A 15418-nucleotide genomic window follows, 5' to 3' on the forward strand; every position below is an offset into this window, starting at 1 on the left:
TGAACAGCAGATTCTCGTTTATAGTTTTCGCCGCATATTCTGTGGGGCTATATAAACCGACTCAGTATTCCACACCACTCTTCAGGGAGTCTCGGCGCGTCCGCAGAACCGTACAATGAGCGTGGGCACATCGCTTCGGCGACTGGGGGAATTCCTCGAAGAGTGCGAACGGACGGGAGCCGCGACCGTCCGGGACTCGTCAGTGGCGGTCGCGGAGACGAGGGCGTCGGCGGACGTCGAGTTCGCACTCTCGCCGAGCGACGAAGCCGGGTCGCCCGTGCGGGCCCAGGAGACCGCAATCGAGTCCGACGGGACCATCGGGCTCACGGTCGAAGTCGACGACGTCGTTCCGAGCGACCACGAACACGTCGACGTCGACGCGGCCGAAGTCTCGCTCGACGCCGAGCCGACGGTCGTCGTGACCGTCGCGGCCGACGCGTCCCCGGCGGGTAGTTCCGCCGAGAACGACGACGCCGAGTCGCTCGAAAGCGTGCGGAGTCCGAACGTGCCGGCGTTCGAGGACACGCCGTACCTCGAAGCGGTGTACGCCAAGTACGAGACGTTCGAACGGATGGCCGCGGCGTTCGAGATGGACGTGTCGGACGAGACGGTCCGCAGGTACATGATCGCACAGGGCGTCCACGAACCGGACTCATACGAGACGTCGCTCGCCGACGAGTCGCCGGTGGAAACTCCGGGACCGGCGGCCGCGGGCGACACAGGCGGGTCGCCCGAGGCGCTCGCCGACGGAATCGGCCTGCCCGAGTCCGTGACGATAGACCGCCTCGCCGACGCCGCCAACGACGCGAAGACGATTCGCGAGTTCGGGAAAGCCATCGACCTCGACCGAACCGAGGCGCTCGAACTGCTCCAGACCCTCGACTTGCTGGAGTTCGTGATGGGACGCCTCACGACCGACGACGACCCCGATGTGAGTCGTGACGACGTCGTCGCGCGAATCAGACAGTCGGCCAGCGAGAGCTAGCGGCGCTGGTTTCCTCCGCCGCGGCGACGACTTCGATGAGCCCGGCGCACGTCGGTCCTCTTCGATGGGCGCGGCACACGACTCCTATTAGAAGCATTAGAAGTGAGATAGTTCGTGGTTCGGCGACGACGACCGACGACGACCCGAGACGCGAAAGCGGCCGGAATCAGCGCTCCGCGGAGACGTCGTCGACCGCGTAGCCCGCGTCTTCGATGGTGTCCACGATTGCCGCCGCGTGTTCGGCCCCCTTGGTCTCGATGCGGAACAGGAGGTGCGCCTCGCCGACGTCGAGGGCGTCGACGGCGCGGACGTGGCGAACGTCGTGGATGTTCGCGTCGCGGTCGGCGATGAGCCGGGAGAGCCGCGCCATCTCGCCAGGTTCGTCCCGGATTCGGACGCGCAGTCGGAGCGTCTGGCGACGGCCCGTGAGCGCGTGGACGAGCACCGTCTGGAGCATCGTCATGTCGAGGTTCCCCCCGCAGAGAAGCGGCATGACGGTCTCGCCCTCGACGTCGAGGTCGTCGCTCAGCACGGCGGCGACCGAGGCGGCACCGGCCCCTTCGACGACCTGCTTGGCGCGTTCGAGCAACAGGAGAATCGCCTCCGCGATTTCCCCGTCCGAGACCGTGACGACCTCGTCGACGTGTTCCTCGATGGTTCGGAGCGTCAGCTCGGAGATGCCGCCGGTCGCGATGCCGTCGGCGATGGTGTTCGTGTCGTCGAGCGTCACGGGAACGCCTTTGTCGAGGCTCTCGTGGACCGTCTCCGCGCCCTCGGCCTGCACGCCGACGACGCGAATGTCGGGGTCGTGGTGCTTGATGGCGGTGGCGATGCCCGAGATGAGCCCGCCGCCGCCGATGGGGACGACCACGGTGTCCATCTCGGGGAGGTCGCGGTACATCTCGACGCCGAGCGTTCCCTGTCCGGCGACGATGTCGCGGTCGTCGTAGGCGTGGACGAACTCGGCGTCCGACTCCTCGGCGAGCGACTGCGCGTACGCCATCGTCTCCTGGAAGTCCTCGCCGACGAGCTCGACCGCCGCGCCGTAGTCGCGCGTGGCGTCGATTTTCGTCTGCGGGGCGTTCTCCGGCATCGCAACCGTGGAGTCGGCCCCGCACTCGGTCGCGGCGAGCGCGACGCCCTGCGCGTGATTGCCGGCGCTCGCGGCCACGAACTCGTCGATTCCGCGGTCGGTGTCCTGTCGAATCTTGTTGTACGCCCCCCGCGTCTTGAACGACCCCGTCCACTGGAGGTGTTCCATCTTCAGGTAGACGTCCGCGCCGACCAGCTCGCCGAGGGAGGTGCTCCGCTCTATCGGCGTCCGCTTGACGACGCGCTCGTTTTCGAGTCGCTCGCGCGCGCGCTCGATGTCACTGTACTGTACCGAGAGGGACTCCGCCTCGCTCATCGGCGGCTCACCTCGGCAGGCGGCCGAACGACGCGACGGGACGGCACGCGCGTGTCCCCTCGGTTCCGGGACGTTCCGTAGACTGTGATAGTTCTTCGCACGGTGTATGGGAAACGTGACGAAGTTCCAATATAGAGCTATCGCCGGTCGGCGCTCGTCTGGACGGTGACCGAACACGCTATACGCCGATTTTGGCCGTTAACGACTCCATCTCGAACGTTCTATCTGAGAACCCCCAGCCACGTACCGCGCTCATCGACCCGAACACATAATATAATAAATCTGGTACGTTGTGATTTCGTTCCGTCGTTTCTCTCTCGACCCGAAGGTCGGCGAAGCGTTATACCGCAGAGTCGAGATGCACCCACGATGCCTTACGACACCGTTCGAGAGACCGACCCGGCCGTCGCCGACGCGCTGGAAGGCGAACGCGGGCGACAGAACGACACCCTCGCGATGATCGCGAGCGAGAACCACGTCAGCGAGGCGGTCATGGAGGCCCAGAGCTCGGAGCTGACGAACAACTACGCCGAGGGCTACCCGGGGAGCCGGTACTACGGCGGCTGTGAGTACGCCGACGAGGTCGAACAGCTCGCCATCGACCGCGCGAAGGAACTCTGGGGAGCCGACCACGTCAACGTCCAACCGCACTCCGGGTCGCAGGCGAACATGGGCGTGTTCCTCGCCGTGCTCGACCCCGGCGACAAGATTCTCTCGCTCGATTTGACCCACGGCGGCCACCTGAGCCACGGCCACCCGGTGAACGTCGCGGGGAAGACCTACGAGGTCGAGCAGTACGAGGTCGACGCCGAGACCGGCTACGTCGACTACGACCAACTCGCCGAGAAAGCCGAGGCGTTCGACCCGGACATCATCATCTCGGGGTACTCCGCGTACCCGCGGGAGGTCGAGTGGGAGCGCGTGCAGGCCGCGGCCGAGGCGGTCGACGCGTACCACCTCGCCGATATCGCCCACATCACGGGTCTCGTCGCCGCGGGCGAACACTCGTCTCCCGTCGGCATCGCGGACTTCGTCACCGGTTCGACCCACAAGACGATTCGGTCGGGTCGCGGCGGCATCATCATGTGCGACGAGGAACACGCCGACGACGTCGATTCGGCGGTGTTCCCCGGCCTCCAAGGTGGGCCGATACTGCACAACGTCGCCGGGAAGGCCGTCGGCTTCGGCGAGGCGCTTTCACCCGAGTTCGAGGAGTACGCCTCGCAGGTCGTCGATAACGCCGCCGCCCTCGGCGAGCGGCTACAGGAGCGCGGCCTCGAACTCGTCTCCGGCGGAACTGACACGCACTTAGTCCTTGTCGACCTCCGCCCGTCGCACCCGGACACGACCGGCAAGGACGTGGAAGCGGCGCTCGAAGAGGTCGGCATCGTCCTCAACGCCAACACGGTCCCCGGCGAGAGTCGCTCGGCGTTCAACCCCAGCGGGATTCGCGCCGGCACGCCCGCGCTGACGACCCGCGGCTTCGACGAGGAGGCCTGCCGGACCGTCGCGGACCTCATCTACGAGGTCGTCGAGGCGCCGCACGACGAGTCAGTCAAGGGATTCGTCGACCAGAAGGTCGACGAACTGACCGAGGAGTACCCGCTGTACGACTGAGTCGGTCCAAGCGACTCACCTCGACGCGACAGGTCTCCGGGTCGCTCCCGTCGTCGCCGACACGAAATGTCAGGATTCAGAACACTATTGTTTTGCCGGAGAGATTCGTTCGGGAAGTCTCAGACGCCCGAAATCGTCGGACAGAAGCGAATTCAATCGCCGAGGCCGGGCGGCGGCACACGTATAAGTAGGGTCGTCGAGACCCGTTTCGACGAAGCGATATGTCCGATGCAATCAATCTCGAGACTGCGAAGGTACTCATCGAGGCGGCGGAAGCGGAGGCCGAGTCGATGGGACTGCGAATGGTGATTACGGTCGCGAACCCGGAGGGTAACCTCATCGCACAGCACCGAATGGACGACGCGTGGCTCGCGAGCGTCGACATCTCTCGGAACAAGGCGTACACGGCGGCCGCGCTCCAGACGCCAACCCACGAACTCGCCGAGCCGACCACCCCCGGCGAGTCGCTCTGGGGCCTCCAGACGACCGACGAGAACCGACTCGTCGTCTTCGGCGGCGGCTATCCCCTCGAAGTCGACGGCGAAATCGTCGGAACCGTCGGCGTCAGCGGCGGCGAGGTGTCCGAAGACATGGCGGTCGCGAGCGCCGCGGTCGAGCGGTTCGAAGAACTCGTCGAATAATCGAAGTCGTCGTCAGCCGCTTTTTTCGAGTCGTTCGGCCGAGGGCCGACGTTCGGACCGTCAGTTCCCGCCGTCTTCGAACAGCCCGCGGAGCGCCGCGCGGAGGATGTCGTAGCCTGCCTCGACCTCCGACAGTTCGATGTACTCGTCGTAGGCGTGGGCCTGCGCCATCGACCCCGGCCCCCACGTAATCGCGTCCATCCCGGCGTCGTTGACGAGGTTCCGGACGTCGGTCGCCGCCCGAATACCCCACGGCTCGGGGTCGATGTCCGCCCGCTCGGCGGCCGCGTCCCGAAAGCGCGCCGCGATGTCGCCGTCGGTCGGAACCGCCGCGGATTCGTAGACCCGCGTTCGCGTCCACTCGACGCGCAGGTCGTGTTCGACCGCGACGTCGGAGAGTAGGGCGTCGATTTCGGCGTCGACCTCCTCGACGGACTCCGAAGGGACGAACCGTCTGTCGACCGTTATCGTCGCACTCTCCGGGACGACGTTCTCCTTCGTCCCCGCCTCGAACCGCGTGACCGTCGCGGTCGGGTGACCGACGAGCGAGTCGGAGCGCGCTCGAATCTCCTCGTCGTACGCTTCGAGTGCGTCGAGAACGAGTCGGGCGTTCTGTATCGCGTTGTTCCCCTCGTCGGGGCGGCTCGCGTGCGACGGGTCGCCGCCGACCGAGATTTCGTACCAACCGAGACCCTTCGCGCTCGTCGCGGTCCGCAACGACGTGGGTTCGAGCACGACCCCGTAGGTGCCGTCGTAGCCGCGTTCGAGGAGCGTCTTCGTCCCCGGTTCGGCCGTCTCCTCGCCGACCGCGGCGTGGAACACGAGCGAGCCGTCGAGGTCACCTGCGTCGAGCGCGTCGGCGAACTCGACCGTCGCGAGCATCGCGAGGGCGACGCCGCATTTCATGTCCGCGCTCCCGCGACCGTACAGTCTGCCGTCTCGAACGGTCGGCTCGTACGGCGGATGGTCCCACTGGTCTCGGTTGCCGGCCGGGACCACGTCGAGGTGGCCGTTGAGGACGACCGAGGGTTCTCCCTCGCCGACGCGGGCGGCGACCTGCGGGCGGTCGGGGAACGGTTCCTCGACGAGCGTCGCCGAGACGCCCCGAGATTCGAGCCAGTCGTACACGAAGTTCGCCGCCGCCGCCTCGTCTCCCGGCGGGTTCTCGGTCTCGATTTCGACGAGACTCGTGAGCAACGAAAGTAACTCCTCGTCCATGATTTCGGTCGTCTATCGACAGAGACGGACGCGGGATAATGGTTCGTGCGGTAGCTTTTTTCCGACGCGGCCGACAGCGTTCGAGAGCCTGCGCGGACCTGCGGATCGCGCGTCGCGCGTCGCTATTCGAGCGTGGAGATACGGCTGTCCCGGAGGAGCACCCGCTTGACGATGTCCGGGTCTTCGAGGAGGCGGTGGGTCCCGTGGACGCCCTGCCCGCGGCCGCGGCCGCGGACCTCCGACTGGATGACGTTGAGGAAGTCGAGTTCCTGTAGGAGTTCCTGTACGCGACGCTCGGAGAGCTGGTCCATGTCGAGGTCGTCGGCGACGGTGAGATACTGTCGGTAAATCTTGTTCGTCGTTATCTCGGCGGTCTTTCGGCCGCCGGTCTGGAGGACCAGCGAGTAGAGGACGGCTTTCGACTGCGTGGCGGTCCCTTCGAGGAGTTCGCTGAAGCGGTCGGCCTCGCTTTTCTCCTTGGCCGCCCGCACGTGGTCGTCGGTGACGGTCTCGGCGCTCTCGTTTCGCGCGATGCGGCCGGCGTTCCGGAGGATGTCAATCGCCTTCCGGGCGTCGCCGTGTTCCTGGGCGGCGAGCGCGCTGGCGAGGGGAATCACGTCGTCGGTGAGCACGCTGGGTTTGAACGCGTCCTTCCGGTTTTCGAGGATTTCGCGGAGCTGGTTCGCGTCGTACGACGGGAAGACGAGTTCGTCGTGGGCGAAACTCGACTTGACGCGCTCCGTGAGTTCCTCGGGGTAGTCGATTTTGTTCGAGATGCCGATGATGCCGATGCGCGAGTCCACAATCTTTTGATTCTCGCCCGCGCGCGAGAGTTTCCGGAGCACCTCGTCGTCGCGGAGCATGTCGATTTCGTCGAGGATGACGATGGTCACGTCCGAACAGGTGTCGAGCACCTGCCACAGCCGGTTGTAGTAGTCGCCGGTCGACAGCCCGCGTTCGGGAATCGTCATTCCGCTTTTCGACGGGTCGTTGACCTGCGAGGCGAGCGTCTTGATGACCGACGCCTCGGTGTGCTGTTCGCCGCAGTCGATGACGGCGATGCGGACGTCGACGTCCTCGCGGACCGCCTCGTGTTGGAGCCGCTCGCTCACGAGGCGGGCGGTGAGCGTCTTGCCCGACCCCGTCTTCCCGAAGATGAACAGGTGGGTCGGTTCGCGTCCGAAGATGGCGGGGTTGAGCGCCTGTGCGACTTTCGACATGTGCTCGTCGCGGCCGACGATCTTGTCGGGACCGGGGAGATGAGAGATTTTGAGGATATCCTCGTTCGCGAAGATGGGTTGGTCGTAACGGAACAGCGGGTCGCGAGTCCCACCCTCGCTCTCGTCCGATGTCATGTGAGTTCGGTATTCATACTCACCCCTAATAAAGGTGAAGGGGTGGACTCGCGTTTGTAACAGCGACAAATACGGGCGTTTGAGCGGTATTTCGGTCCTGATTTTGTACTCGACGATCAACGAGTAGTATCGCGCAAGTAAGACCGTCAGACACCACCCTCGCGTTTGTAACGGGCGAGACAGCCACGAGGAACACACGGTGGGTGGGGGTACACTCGCGTTTGTAACTCGGTCTCCGAGAGACCACCCTCGCGTTTGTAATCGAACGGGGGAGTACCGTCGCGTTTGTAACGTCGAGCGACGGAAGCGGCCGTGCAGACACACCACCCTCGCGAATGTAACGCGAATCGGTGTGGGTGTGCGTCGGAGAGCGGAGGATTATCGGTGTTTTTTGCCCCTAGATTTACAAACGCGAGGGGGGTGTGTCGAATTCCCCTAGGGACTGGCGTAGCCGTTACAAACGCGAGGGTGGTGTGTGTGTGTGCTCCCAAGCGCAGACGGGCAAATCGTGAACGACACCCACATCTCGAAGACCGGCCACGGCTTCTCGACACATATCGAACGGCGCGATACTGCTCTCCTAACGTTCTGCAAATGTTCTCCTAATGCTGTTCTCCTAACTAGCACACCAAACTATCACTAGTAGCTAGACTACTAGTTCTACTACTCAACACAACAACACAGTAACACAATAATTGAATAATATGGTACTAGACAACATAATAACACAACAAACAACGAATCAGGGACTAGTCAACCGACTCCCAGTCCACACCCTCCCAGCCACGCCACCACGTCAGTACGGCACCCCGTCCCGCAACATCTCCCGAGTACCTGCCGAGTACCTGCCGAGCGCTCACCCGAGTAGTCCGAGTTCGCGGACGTCCTCGTCGACGGTTTCGAGGGCGGCTTCAGCGTCGGCGACCCGCTTCGCCCCCGTAATCACGATTTTCCCGCTTCCGAACATCAGGACGACGACGCTCGGTTCGTCGAGGCGGTAGACGAGTCCGGGGAACTGCTCGGGTTCGTACTCGACGGCTTCGAGACCGAGACCGATAGCTAACGCGTTCAGGTTGAGCGCCGCCCCGAGGTCGGCGCTCGACACGATGTTTTGAACCGTGATATCCGGCTCGTCGGGAATCGGAACACCGAGGTCGGCGAACTCGCCGAACAGCGTTTCGATGGCCGTGCTCACGTCGCCCACGCTGTTCGCGCCGGTACAGACGATTTTCCCCGACCGGAAGACGAGACACGCCGACTTCGGGTCACGGGTTCGGTACACGAGTCCGGGGAAGTTCTCCGGGTCGTAGTCGGTTCCGTCCATATCGAGTGAGAGGCGTTCGAGGTCGAGTTCGAGCGGGACTTCCGTCGAAGCGACGACGTTCTGAATCTCGATTGACCCGACGGCGTTCACGTGCGACATATTGTGAACTCGTTGACACTCGGTCGTGTTAAACTACCAGGGTCGTTCACCCGCGTTACTCACCGGACAACTGCGAAACAATCGAAACACACGACGAAGTCGATGGCTGGCCCGCGATACGAAAACCGGGAATTCGGGTTTCTTGCGCACTGAACAACCAATGAATACCACCTCATCATAATTCTTTTCAGCGTCTTCTCCGATTACTCGCTATGGCGTTCACAGACACGATTCGCGACGAGGCCGACGAGTTCTGGTCGGCCATCCTCGACCACCCGATGGTCGCCCGACTCGGGGAGGGGATCCTCGACGAGGGGCCGTTCCGCTACTGGGTGCGGCAGGACTACGTCTACCTCGTCGAGTACAGTCGCCTCTTCGCGCTCGGTGCCGCGAAGGCCCCGACGTTCGACTCGATGGGGACGTTCGCGAGCCTCCTCGAATCGACCGTCAACGAGGAGATGGACCTCCACCGGAGCTACGCCGCCGAGTTCGGCATCGACACCGCAGACCTCGAAGCGACGACGCCGTCGCCGACGACCCGCGCCTACACGGACTTCCTCGTTCGCACCGCGACGCTCGGCTCGTTCGGCGATATCGTCGCCGCCCTGCTCCCCTGTATGTGGGGGTTCAACGAGACGGGTCGCCGACTCGCCGACGCGGGCGTTCCGGACCACGATCAGTACGCCGCGTGGGTCGAGATGTACGCCGGCGACGAGTTCACCGAGCTCACCGACTGGTGTAAGTCGCTCATGGACGACGTGGCCGCGAGCGCCACCGAATCGGACCGCGAGCGCTTCCGCGACCTGTTCCGCACGTCGGCGCAGTACGAGTACCTGTTTTGGGACGCCGCGTGGCGGCAAGAGGAGTGGCCGCTATGACCGGCGCGGATTCGCCCGAATCGACTGGTTCGCCCGACTCGGCTGGCTCGTCCAATTCACCCGACACGGACTCGTCGGCCCCCGAGACGTACGACGAGTTCGCCGCGTCGCGGTCGGACCCGCGCTTTACCGACTGGCTCCGCGAGCGCGCGGGCGACTCGTGGGACGACGCGACCGCACACCGACTGACGCGCGAACTCGCCGCCGACGAACTCGCAGACGACGTGTTCAGGCAGTACCTCGTGCAGGACTACGCCTTCGTGGAGACGCTCGTCGGCGTCTTCGGCCACGCCGTCGGCACCGCGCCGACCATGGAGTCGAAGTCGGAACTCGTCTCGTTCCTCGGCGTCCTCACCGACGACGAAGACGACTACTTCCTCCGGGCGTTCGACGCGCTCGACGTGCCCGAGTCGGTCTACGCGGACCCGAAAACCACGCCGACGACGCGCGCCTTCATCGACCTCCTCGAACGCGCCGGGGGGCAGGGCGGGTACGCCGAGACGCTGGCGGTGCTCGTCCCCGCCGAGTGGGTCTACCTGTCGTGGGCGACCGCCGCGGCCGACGCCGGCAGTCACCCCGACGAATCGCCCTCGCGGTTCTACCTCTCCGAGTGGGTCGACCTCCACGCAGTCGACGACTTCGCGGCGTTCGTCGAGTGGCTCCGGACCGAACTCGACCGCGAGGGGGCGGCCGCCTCGCCGCGCCGACAACGGCGGCTCGAACAGCTGTTCCGTCGCACGGTCGAACTGGAGGTCGCGTTCTTCGACGAGGCGTACGAACTGAGTCGCGGTTCCTCGCGACCGGGTGACGGCCGATGGTGAGTTCGACCGTCGCGCTCGGGCTGACCGTCGCCACGCTCGTCGCCTTTACGGGCGTCGGCGTGTGGTTCTCCCGCGGCCGCGTCGGTTCCGTCGAGGACCTCATCAGCGCCCGCGACTCCACCGGGAGTCGGCGAACGACGGCGACGCTCGTCGCGTCCGTCATGGGCGTCTGGGTGCTGTTTTCGGCTCCCGAAGCGGGCGCGAGTTTCGGTATCGCCGCCGTCGTCGGCTACGCGGTCGGCGAGGCCGTCCCGATGCTCGTCTACGCCCGCCTCGGCCCGCGAATCCGGGACCTCATCCCCGAGGGCCACTCGCTGACCGAGTACGCGCACGCCCGCTACGGCACCGCGATGTACGCCTTCGTCCTCCTCGTGAGCGCGCTCTACATGTTCATCTTCCTCGCCGCCGAACTGACCGGCATCGCGGGCGCGCTCTCGCTCGTCGCCGGCGTCCCGCAGTGGCAGACCGCGCTCCTCGTCGGCGGCTTCGTCCTGCTGTACACGAGTTACGGCGGCCTCCGGGCCAGCATCGCGACCGACGCGGTCCAAGCGGTCGTCGTCATCCCGCTCTTACTCCTCGCGTTCGCCGGCGCGCTCGTCGCGCTCGGCGGTCCCGCCGCGGCCATCGACGGCATCACGGCGACGAATCCCGCGCTCCTCGACCTCGGCGCGGTCGCCGGCCTCCAGTTCGGTCTCGCGCTCGCGTTCGCCATCCTCGGCGCGGAACTCATCAACCAGACGTGGTGGCAACGCATCTACGCGGCCGACTCGTCGGAGACGGTCGAGCGGAGCTTCCGGACCGCGGCGCTCGCCAACGGTGCCATCGTGTTCATCACCGCCTTCTTCGGCGTCGTCGCGGTCGGCAACGCCGCCGTCGTCACCGACCCCGCGAGCGCGGGCTACAACGCCGACGCCGCCTTCTTCGTCCTCCTCGGCGAGGCGTTCCCCGAGTGGCTCGTCCTCGCGGCGGTCCTCCTCGCGCTCCTGCTCGTGATGAGCTCCATCGACACGCTGTTCAACGCGCTTTCGAGCCTCGTGACCGCGGACCTCGCCCGCCTGCTCGCGGAACCGAGCGACCGCCGTCTCGCGCTCGGGTCGCGGGCGCTCACAATCGCCGTCGCAATCGCCGCGATTTACGTCAGCCTCCGGGCTCAGAGCGTCCTCCGGCTGTTCTTCTTCGCCGACCTGCTCGGCGCGGCCGTCGCCTTCCCGCTCGTCTACGGGCTGTACTCGACGCGAATCACCGGTCTCGGCGCGCTCGCGAGCAGTCTCACCGGGCTCGCCGTCGGCCTCGCGTTCTTCCCCGACCTCCGCGGCGTCATCACGTCGATTCCGGTCGTCGGCGGCCTGCTCCCCGCCGCCGACCCGCTGTATCTCACCTCCTTCGGCGGGGCGTTCGTGGTGTCGACGGCGGCGTCGCTCGTCGCCGCCCGACTCGCGGACGCCGGATTCGACCTCAATCGACTCTCGCGGGAGATTCGGCGGTTCGACGACGGCCGAAGCGACGCGCCGTCGTCCGACTGAGACACCGTCGTCCGACTGACGCGGGGCCTTCCGACCGCCCGCCTCAGTACTCGCTGACGGTCGCGGTCCCCACCGAGATTCGGACCAACTCGTTTTCGGGCCACGCCGACTCCTCGGCCCCGTACTTCCGGTTGATTCGCCGCGTGGCGTCTCGCAGGGCGTCCTCGTCGGTGACGACGGTGGCCGTCCCGAGAACCGTCACCTTCCATTGCGCCTGTCCCCGCTCGTCTTTCTGGATGGAGAGCGCGACGCGCGGGTTCTCGCGGACGTTTTCGAGCTTTCGACCCGACGTGAGCACCTCGAAGACCCCGCGGTCGGCCGCGTAGTCGAACCAGACGGGGGCGACGTGAGGGCGGTCGTCGACGCTGGTCGCGAGGTGCGCCATGAGCGGTTCGCTCGTGACGAGCGCCGCGGCGCGTTCGGAGAGGCCGGTCATGGTTAGAAATGGCTCTCTCGGAGTAAAACGGTGGCTCCGACCTATATTTACAAACGCGAGGGTAGTCCCCGATCCGACGGTTTCCTCCCGTCCCGCCGACTCTCGACTCGTGAACGCTCGCGCCCTCTTCGAATTCTTATCAGAAATATTCTATTAACGCCCGCCGTGACGCGGTTGTGACGCGTTCAAATCGGGTGCAATCACCCGTATAACGGGTGCATAACAAAGCGGTCAGACGCGACAGTTCAGGCACCTTACTCATGAGTATCGAGGTTCGGCGGGCGACTGGAGACGACGTCCACGGCTGGGACGCGTTCGTCGAACAGTCCCCGCATGGCAACGCGTTCCATCAGTACGACGCGCTGGAGATTCAGGCGGCACACGCCGGCGCGGAGTTGGTTCCGCTCGTCGGACGAAAAGGCGAGGAAGTCGTCGGGCTGTTCCCGCTGTTTCGCATCAACAAGGGACCGATAGCGACGGTGTTCTCACCGCCGCCGGAGCTCCGAGTCGCGTACCTCGGCCCGGTCCTCCTGAACATGGACCACATGAAACAGCGAAAGCGCGAGGGCCGACACCACGAGTTCATCGACGACTGCCTCGACTGGGTCCGCGAGGAGATTCGACCGCGCTACACTCACATTCGCCTCGACGGCCGGTACGACGACCTCAGAGCGTTCTCCTGGAACGACTACGCGATAACGCCGCAGTACACCTACCACGTCGACCTCTCGCCCGGCGTCGACGACGTGTTCATGAGCTTCAGCAGTGACGCCCGGTCGAACATCCGGAACGCGCCCGACGACGCGTACACCATCGAGGAGGGCGGACTCGAAGAAATCGAGCAAATCGTCGAACAGGTCGCCTCGCGCTACGAGTCTCAAGGTATCTCCTATCGGTCGACATCGGAGTTCGTCAGGGACCTTTACACCACTCTCCCGGAGGGGCAGGTTCGCCCCTACGTCCTCCGTATCGACGGCGAGTTCGCCGGCGGAATCCTCGTCATCGACTACAAGGAGACGGTCTCGCGGTGGCAAGGCGGCGTCCGGACGGACGTCGATTCCGACCTCGCCATCAACGACCTGCTGGACTGGCGCATCATGCGCGACGCGATGGACCGCGGGCGGACGACCTACGACCTCGTCGGCGCGAACAACCGCCGCATCAACCGATACAAGGCGAAATTCAACCCCGAGCTCCACCCCTTCTACAGCCTCGAACGGAACGCGGCGGGGATGAAGACGCTCGCGCACCTCTACAAGACGATTCGCGAGGGAGTGTAACACTCCCCGGAAAGACCCTTAGAGCCCCGCGTAGGGGTCGGGCTTCGCCTCGGTCAGGCGGTCGACCTGCTCGTCGCTGAGGTCGATGGCGGCGGCTTCGAGGTTCTCGGTCAGCTGTTCGACCGTGCGCGCGCCGACGATGGGGGCGGTCACGCCGTCGCGGTGCATGAGCCACGCGAGCGCCGTCTGTGCGGGCGTCGCGTCGACTTCCTCGGCGACCGCGTCGAGTTCGTCGTGCGCGTCGAAGTTCTCCTCGGTCAGGTAGGAGTCCTCGAACCGACTGGACTCCGCGGCGCGGGACTCGCCGGTGAGGCCCTCCTCGCGGGTGTACTTCCCGGTGAGGAAGCCCTGTCCGAGCGGGCTCCACGGGCACACCGCGATGCCGTACGAGCGGGTCATCTCCAAGTAGTCTCCCTCGATTTCGCGGTCGACGAGGTTGTACCGCGGCTGTGCGACGGTGAACGGTTCCCAGCCCTCGGCGCGGGCGATTTCGTTCGCCTTCGCCACCTTCCACGCGTTCGGTCGGAGCGTCGACGCGCCGAGGTAGTGGACCTTCCCGTCTTCGACGAGGCCGTTGAGCGTCTTCATCATCTCGCGCGTGGGCGTCTCGTCGTCCCAGCGGTGGATGTAGAGCACGTCCACGTAGTCGGTGTCGAGGCGGTCGAGCAGGGCGTCGATGCGATGGCGGATGTTCTTCCGGTTCGTCCCGAGGCTGTTCGGGTCGCCGCTTCGAATCTGCCAGTAGATCTTAGAGGCGATGGTGAACCGCTCTCGGTCTCGGTCTTCGAGCCAGTCGCCGATCCAGCGCTCGCTCGCGCCGCCGCCGTACACGTCGGCGGTGTCGATGAAGCGCCCGCCGGCCGCCTCGTAGGCGTCGAGGAGTTCGTGCGCGCGCTCCTCGTCGATTTCGACGTTCCCCTGTTCGGTCTCCTTGCCGAACCGCCACGTCCCGAACTGGAGTTCGCTCGTCTGGAGGCCCGTCTCCCCGAACGGGACGAAGTCTAGGTCGATGTCTTCGAGTGTCGTCATGCCCGCACAGATACGCCGAATCGACGCAAAAACGTTGGGTAGCCGGAAGTGAGCCGGGGTGATTCGCCCCGCGTTCCGCCGTCAGCGTTGGTGCGAATCAGCGGTTGGCGCGACCAGTTCGTCGCTCTTCACGATACACGCCGCGGGTCTCGCTCTCGGTGCGCGTCTCTCGTGGCACCCCGCGGTTCTCATGCCGAATACGTGGGTCTCACGAGTCGAACGGGAGCTATATAGTCGAAAATGCTCGCGTGTCGCAGGGTATCCGCCCTCTGCGAGCGAGTCGCGGGGCGGTCGGCCTCGCACTCCTTCGCGTCCGGGCCGGTACGGTGGCCCGCCGTCGGGTTCCGGTCAGGCCGGTGCGCTGGCCGTCACGTCACGTACACGTCGCCTTCGACTTCGTAGAGATACCCCTTGTTCAGGAGTTCGTCGACGGCCTCGGGGTCTTCGCCCGCCGAGCGCACCCGGCGGCGCGCGTCGGTCACGGGCATCCCGGCGTCGCGGTCGGCGACGAGGGGCCGAAGGTGCTCGAACGCTCGCGTCGCGCGAGGAGAAAGCGGTGTGTGTCCACCCTGTTTCGATGTCATCGAGTCCTCTGTTCGCGACCACGGAACGCTCGGTAAAGAAGGTGGTGTCGGTTCGGGTGTTTCGTTTACCCACCTTTTTCGTACGCTGTTATCCTCCTTTTTCGTACGCTGTCACCCGCCTTTTTCGTACGCTGTTACTGTGGAACCCCGCACCGTCGGTCGGGCGTCATAGGGACAGACGCTTTTGAGGTTGTTGCAACCCAAGCCCTTCTCCCCATTA

14 protein-coding genes are annotated in these 15418 nt (G+C 65.3%); 7 read left to right on the plus strand and 7 right to left on the minus strand.

Going from position 1 to position 15418, the window contains the following annotated elements; genetic code table 11:
* The first annotated feature begins 115 nt into the window (after nucleotides 1-115).
* Nucleotides 116-985 (plus strand): DUF8073 domain-containing protein, encoded by an 870-nt coding sequence (locus IEV64_RS14940; protein WP_188424266.1) that lies wholly within the window; start codon nucleotides 116-118, stop codon nucleotides 983-985.
* 166 nt (nucleotides 986-1151) lie between these two features.
* Here the strand turns inward: IEV64_RS14940 and ilvA are convergent, their stop codons facing one another.
* Nucleotides 1152-2393, minus strand: coding sequence for a threonine ammonia-lyase (gene ilvA / locus IEV64_RS14945; RefSeq protein ID WP_188424267.1), 1242 nt, complete (start codon nucleotides 2391-2393; stop codon nucleotides 1152-1154).
* A 369-nt stretch (nucleotides 2394-2762) separates the two neighbouring features.
* Here ilvA and glyA point away from each other — a divergent pair, with 369 nt between their 5' ends.
* On the plus strand, nucleotides 2763-4010 hold the full coding sequence (gene glyA, locus IEV64_RS14950; RefSeq protein ID WP_007274165.1) for a serine hydroxymethyltransferase: 1248 nt from the start codon (nucleotides 2763-2765) through the stop codon (nucleotides 4008-4010).
* 221 nt (nucleotides 4011-4231) lie between these two features.
* Nucleotides 4232-4651: a GlcG/HbpS family heme-binding protein gene (locus IEV64_RS14955; protein ID WP_007274164.1), complete on the plus strand. Its 420-nt coding sequence runs from the start codon at nucleotides 4232-4234 to the stop codon at nucleotides 4649-4651.
* 60 nt (nucleotides 4652-4711) lie between these two features.
* On the opposite strand, the gene IEV64_RS14960 is transcribed toward IEV64_RS14955, so the two are convergent.
* The 3 genes from IEV64_RS14960 to IEV64_RS14970 form a co-directional block, all read right to left on the minus strand.
* Complete coding sequence (locus tag IEV64_RS14960) at nucleotides 4712-5869, minus strand: M20 family metallopeptidase (protein ID WP_188424268.1); 1158 nt, start codon at nucleotides 5867-5869, stop codon at nucleotides 4712-4714.
* 122 nt (nucleotides 5870-5991) lie between these two features.
* Nucleotides 5992-7224, minus strand: a complete 1233-nt coding sequence (locus tag IEV64_RS14965) for a Cdc6/Cdc18 family protein (protein WP_007274162.1) — start codon at nucleotides 7222-7224, stop codon at nucleotides 5992-5994.
* An 856-nt stretch (nucleotides 7225-8080) separates the two neighbouring features.
* Nucleotides 8081-8647, minus strand: a complete 567-nt coding sequence (locus IEV64_RS14970; protein ID WP_007274161.1) for a TATA-box-binding protein — start codon at nucleotides 8645-8647, stop codon at nucleotides 8081-8083.
* Nucleotides 8648-8859: 212 nt separating this feature from the next.
* Between IEV64_RS14970 and tenA the strand changes: the two genes are divergently transcribed.
* The 3 genes from tenA to IEV64_RS14985 are packed head-to-tail and all read left to right on the plus strand — an operon-like array spanning nucleotide 8860 to nucleotide 11869.
* Entirely contained in the window at nucleotides 8860-9525 is a 666-nt protein-coding gene (tenA, locus tag IEV64_RS14975; RefSeq protein WP_188424269.1) for a thiaminase II, read from the plus strand.
* Nucleotides 9522-10346 carry a TenA family protein gene (locus tag IEV64_RS14980; RefSeq protein ID WP_007274159.1) on the plus strand — a complete coding sequence of 275 codons (825 nt, stop codon included), beginning with the start codon at nucleotides 9522-9524 and terminating at the stop codon, nucleotides 10344-10346. The genes tenA and IEV64_RS14980 overlap by 4 nt, the downstream gene beginning before the upstream one ends.
* On the plus strand, nucleotides 10340-11869 hold the full coding sequence (locus IEV64_RS14985) for a sodium:solute symporter family transporter (protein ID WP_007274158.1): 1530 nt from the start codon (nucleotides 10340-10342) through the stop codon (nucleotides 11867-11869). The genes IEV64_RS14980 and IEV64_RS14985 overlap by 7 nt, the downstream gene beginning before the upstream one ends.
* Before the next feature lie 43 nt (nucleotides 11870-11912).
* On the opposite strand, the gene IEV64_RS14990 is transcribed toward IEV64_RS14985, so the two are convergent.
* Nucleotides 11913-12305, minus strand: a complete 393-nt coding sequence (locus IEV64_RS14990) for a pyridoxamine 5'-phosphate oxidase family protein (RefSeq protein ID WP_188424270.1) — start codon at nucleotides 12303-12305, stop codon at nucleotides 11913-11915.
* Nucleotides 12306-12565: 260 nt separating this feature from the next.
* Between IEV64_RS14990 and IEV64_RS14995 the strand changes: the two genes are divergently transcribed.
* On the plus strand, nucleotides 12566-13585 hold the full coding sequence (locus IEV64_RS14995) for a lipid II:glycine glycyltransferase FemX (protein ID WP_007274156.1): 1020 nt from the start codon (nucleotides 12566-12568) through the stop codon (nucleotides 13583-13585).
* Between the two features lie 18 nt (nucleotides 13586-13603).
* Here IEV64_RS14995 and IEV64_RS15000 read toward each other — a convergent pair whose 3' ends face one another.
* Nucleotides 13604-14614, minus strand: coding sequence for an aldo/keto reductase (locus tag IEV64_RS15000; RefSeq protein WP_188424271.1), 1011 nt, complete (start codon nucleotides 14612-14614; stop codon nucleotides 13604-13606).
* A 368-nt stretch (nucleotides 14615-14982) separates the two neighbouring features.
* The gene (locus IEV64_RS15005; RefSeq protein WP_049917787.1) at nucleotides 14983-15198 is read right to left on the minus strand and encodes a hypothetical protein; all 216 of its coding nucleotides are present in this window, start codon (nucleotides 15196-15198) and stop codon (nucleotides 14983-14985) included.
* Nucleotides 15199-15418: the final 220 nt, after the last annotated feature.

It is taken from the genome of Haloferax sulfurifontis, from assembly GCF_014635105.1.
GTDB lineage: Archaea > Halobacteriota > Halobacteria > Halobacteriales > Haloferacaceae > Haloferax > Haloferax denitrificans.

Excerpts from the sequence above, each read along its gene's own strand:
- IEV64_RS14960 (WP_188424268.1), bottom strand. The coding sequence starts at position 5,869 with ATGGACGAGGAGTTACTTTCGTTGCTCACGAGTCTCGTCGAAATCGAG.
- IEV64_RS14940 (WP_188424266.1), top strand. The coding sequence starts at position 116 with ATGAGCGTGGGCACATCGCTTCGGCGACTGGGGGAATTCCTCGAAGAG.
- IEV64_RS14995 (WP_007274156.1), top strand. The coding sequence starts at position 12,566 with ATGAGTATCGAGGTTCGGCGGGCGACTGGAGACGACGTCCACGGCTGG.
- IEV64_RS14965 (WP_007274162.1), bottom strand. The coding sequence starts at position 7,224 with ATGACATCGGACGAGAGCGAGGGTGGGACTCGCGACCCGCTGTTCCGT.
- IEV64_RS14955 (WP_007274164.1), top strand. The coding sequence starts at position 4,232 with ATGTCCGATGCAATCAATCTCGAGACTGCGAAGGTACTCATCGAGGCG.
- glyA (WP_007274165.1), top strand. The coding sequence starts at position 2,763 with ATGCCTTACGACACCGTTCGAGAGACCGACCCGGCCGTCGCCGACGCG.
- IEV64_RS14990 (WP_188424270.1), bottom strand. The coding sequence starts at position 12,305 with ATGACCGGCCTCTCCGAACGCGCCGCGGCGCTCGTCACGAGCGAACCG.
- IEV64_RS14985 (WP_007274158.1), top strand. The coding sequence starts at position 10,340 with ATGGTGAGTTCGACCGTCGCGCTCGGGCTGACCGTCGCCACGCTCGTC.
- ilvA (WP_188424267.1), bottom strand. The coding sequence starts at position 2,393 with ATGAGCGAGGCGGAGTCCCTCTCGGTACAGTACAGTGACATCGAGCGC.
- tenA (WP_188424269.1), top strand. The coding sequence starts at position 8,860 with ATGGCGTTCACAGACACGATTCGCGACGAGGCCGACGAGTTCTGGTCG.
- IEV64_RS15005 (WP_049917787.1), bottom strand. The coding sequence starts at position 15,198 with ATGACATCGAAACAGGGTGGACACACACCGCTTTCTCCTCGCGCGACG.
- IEV64_RS14970 (WP_007274161.1), bottom strand. The coding sequence starts at position 8,647 with ATGTCGCACGTGAACGCCGTCGGGTCAATCGAGATTCAGAACGTCGTC.
- IEV64_RS15000 (WP_188424271.1), bottom strand. The coding sequence starts at position 14,614 with ATGACGACACTCGAAGACATCGACCTAGACTTCGTCCCGTTCGGGGAG.
- IEV64_RS14980 (WP_007274159.1), top strand. The coding sequence starts at position 9,522 with ATGACCGGCGCGGATTCGCCCGAATCGACTGGTTCGCCCGACTCGGCT.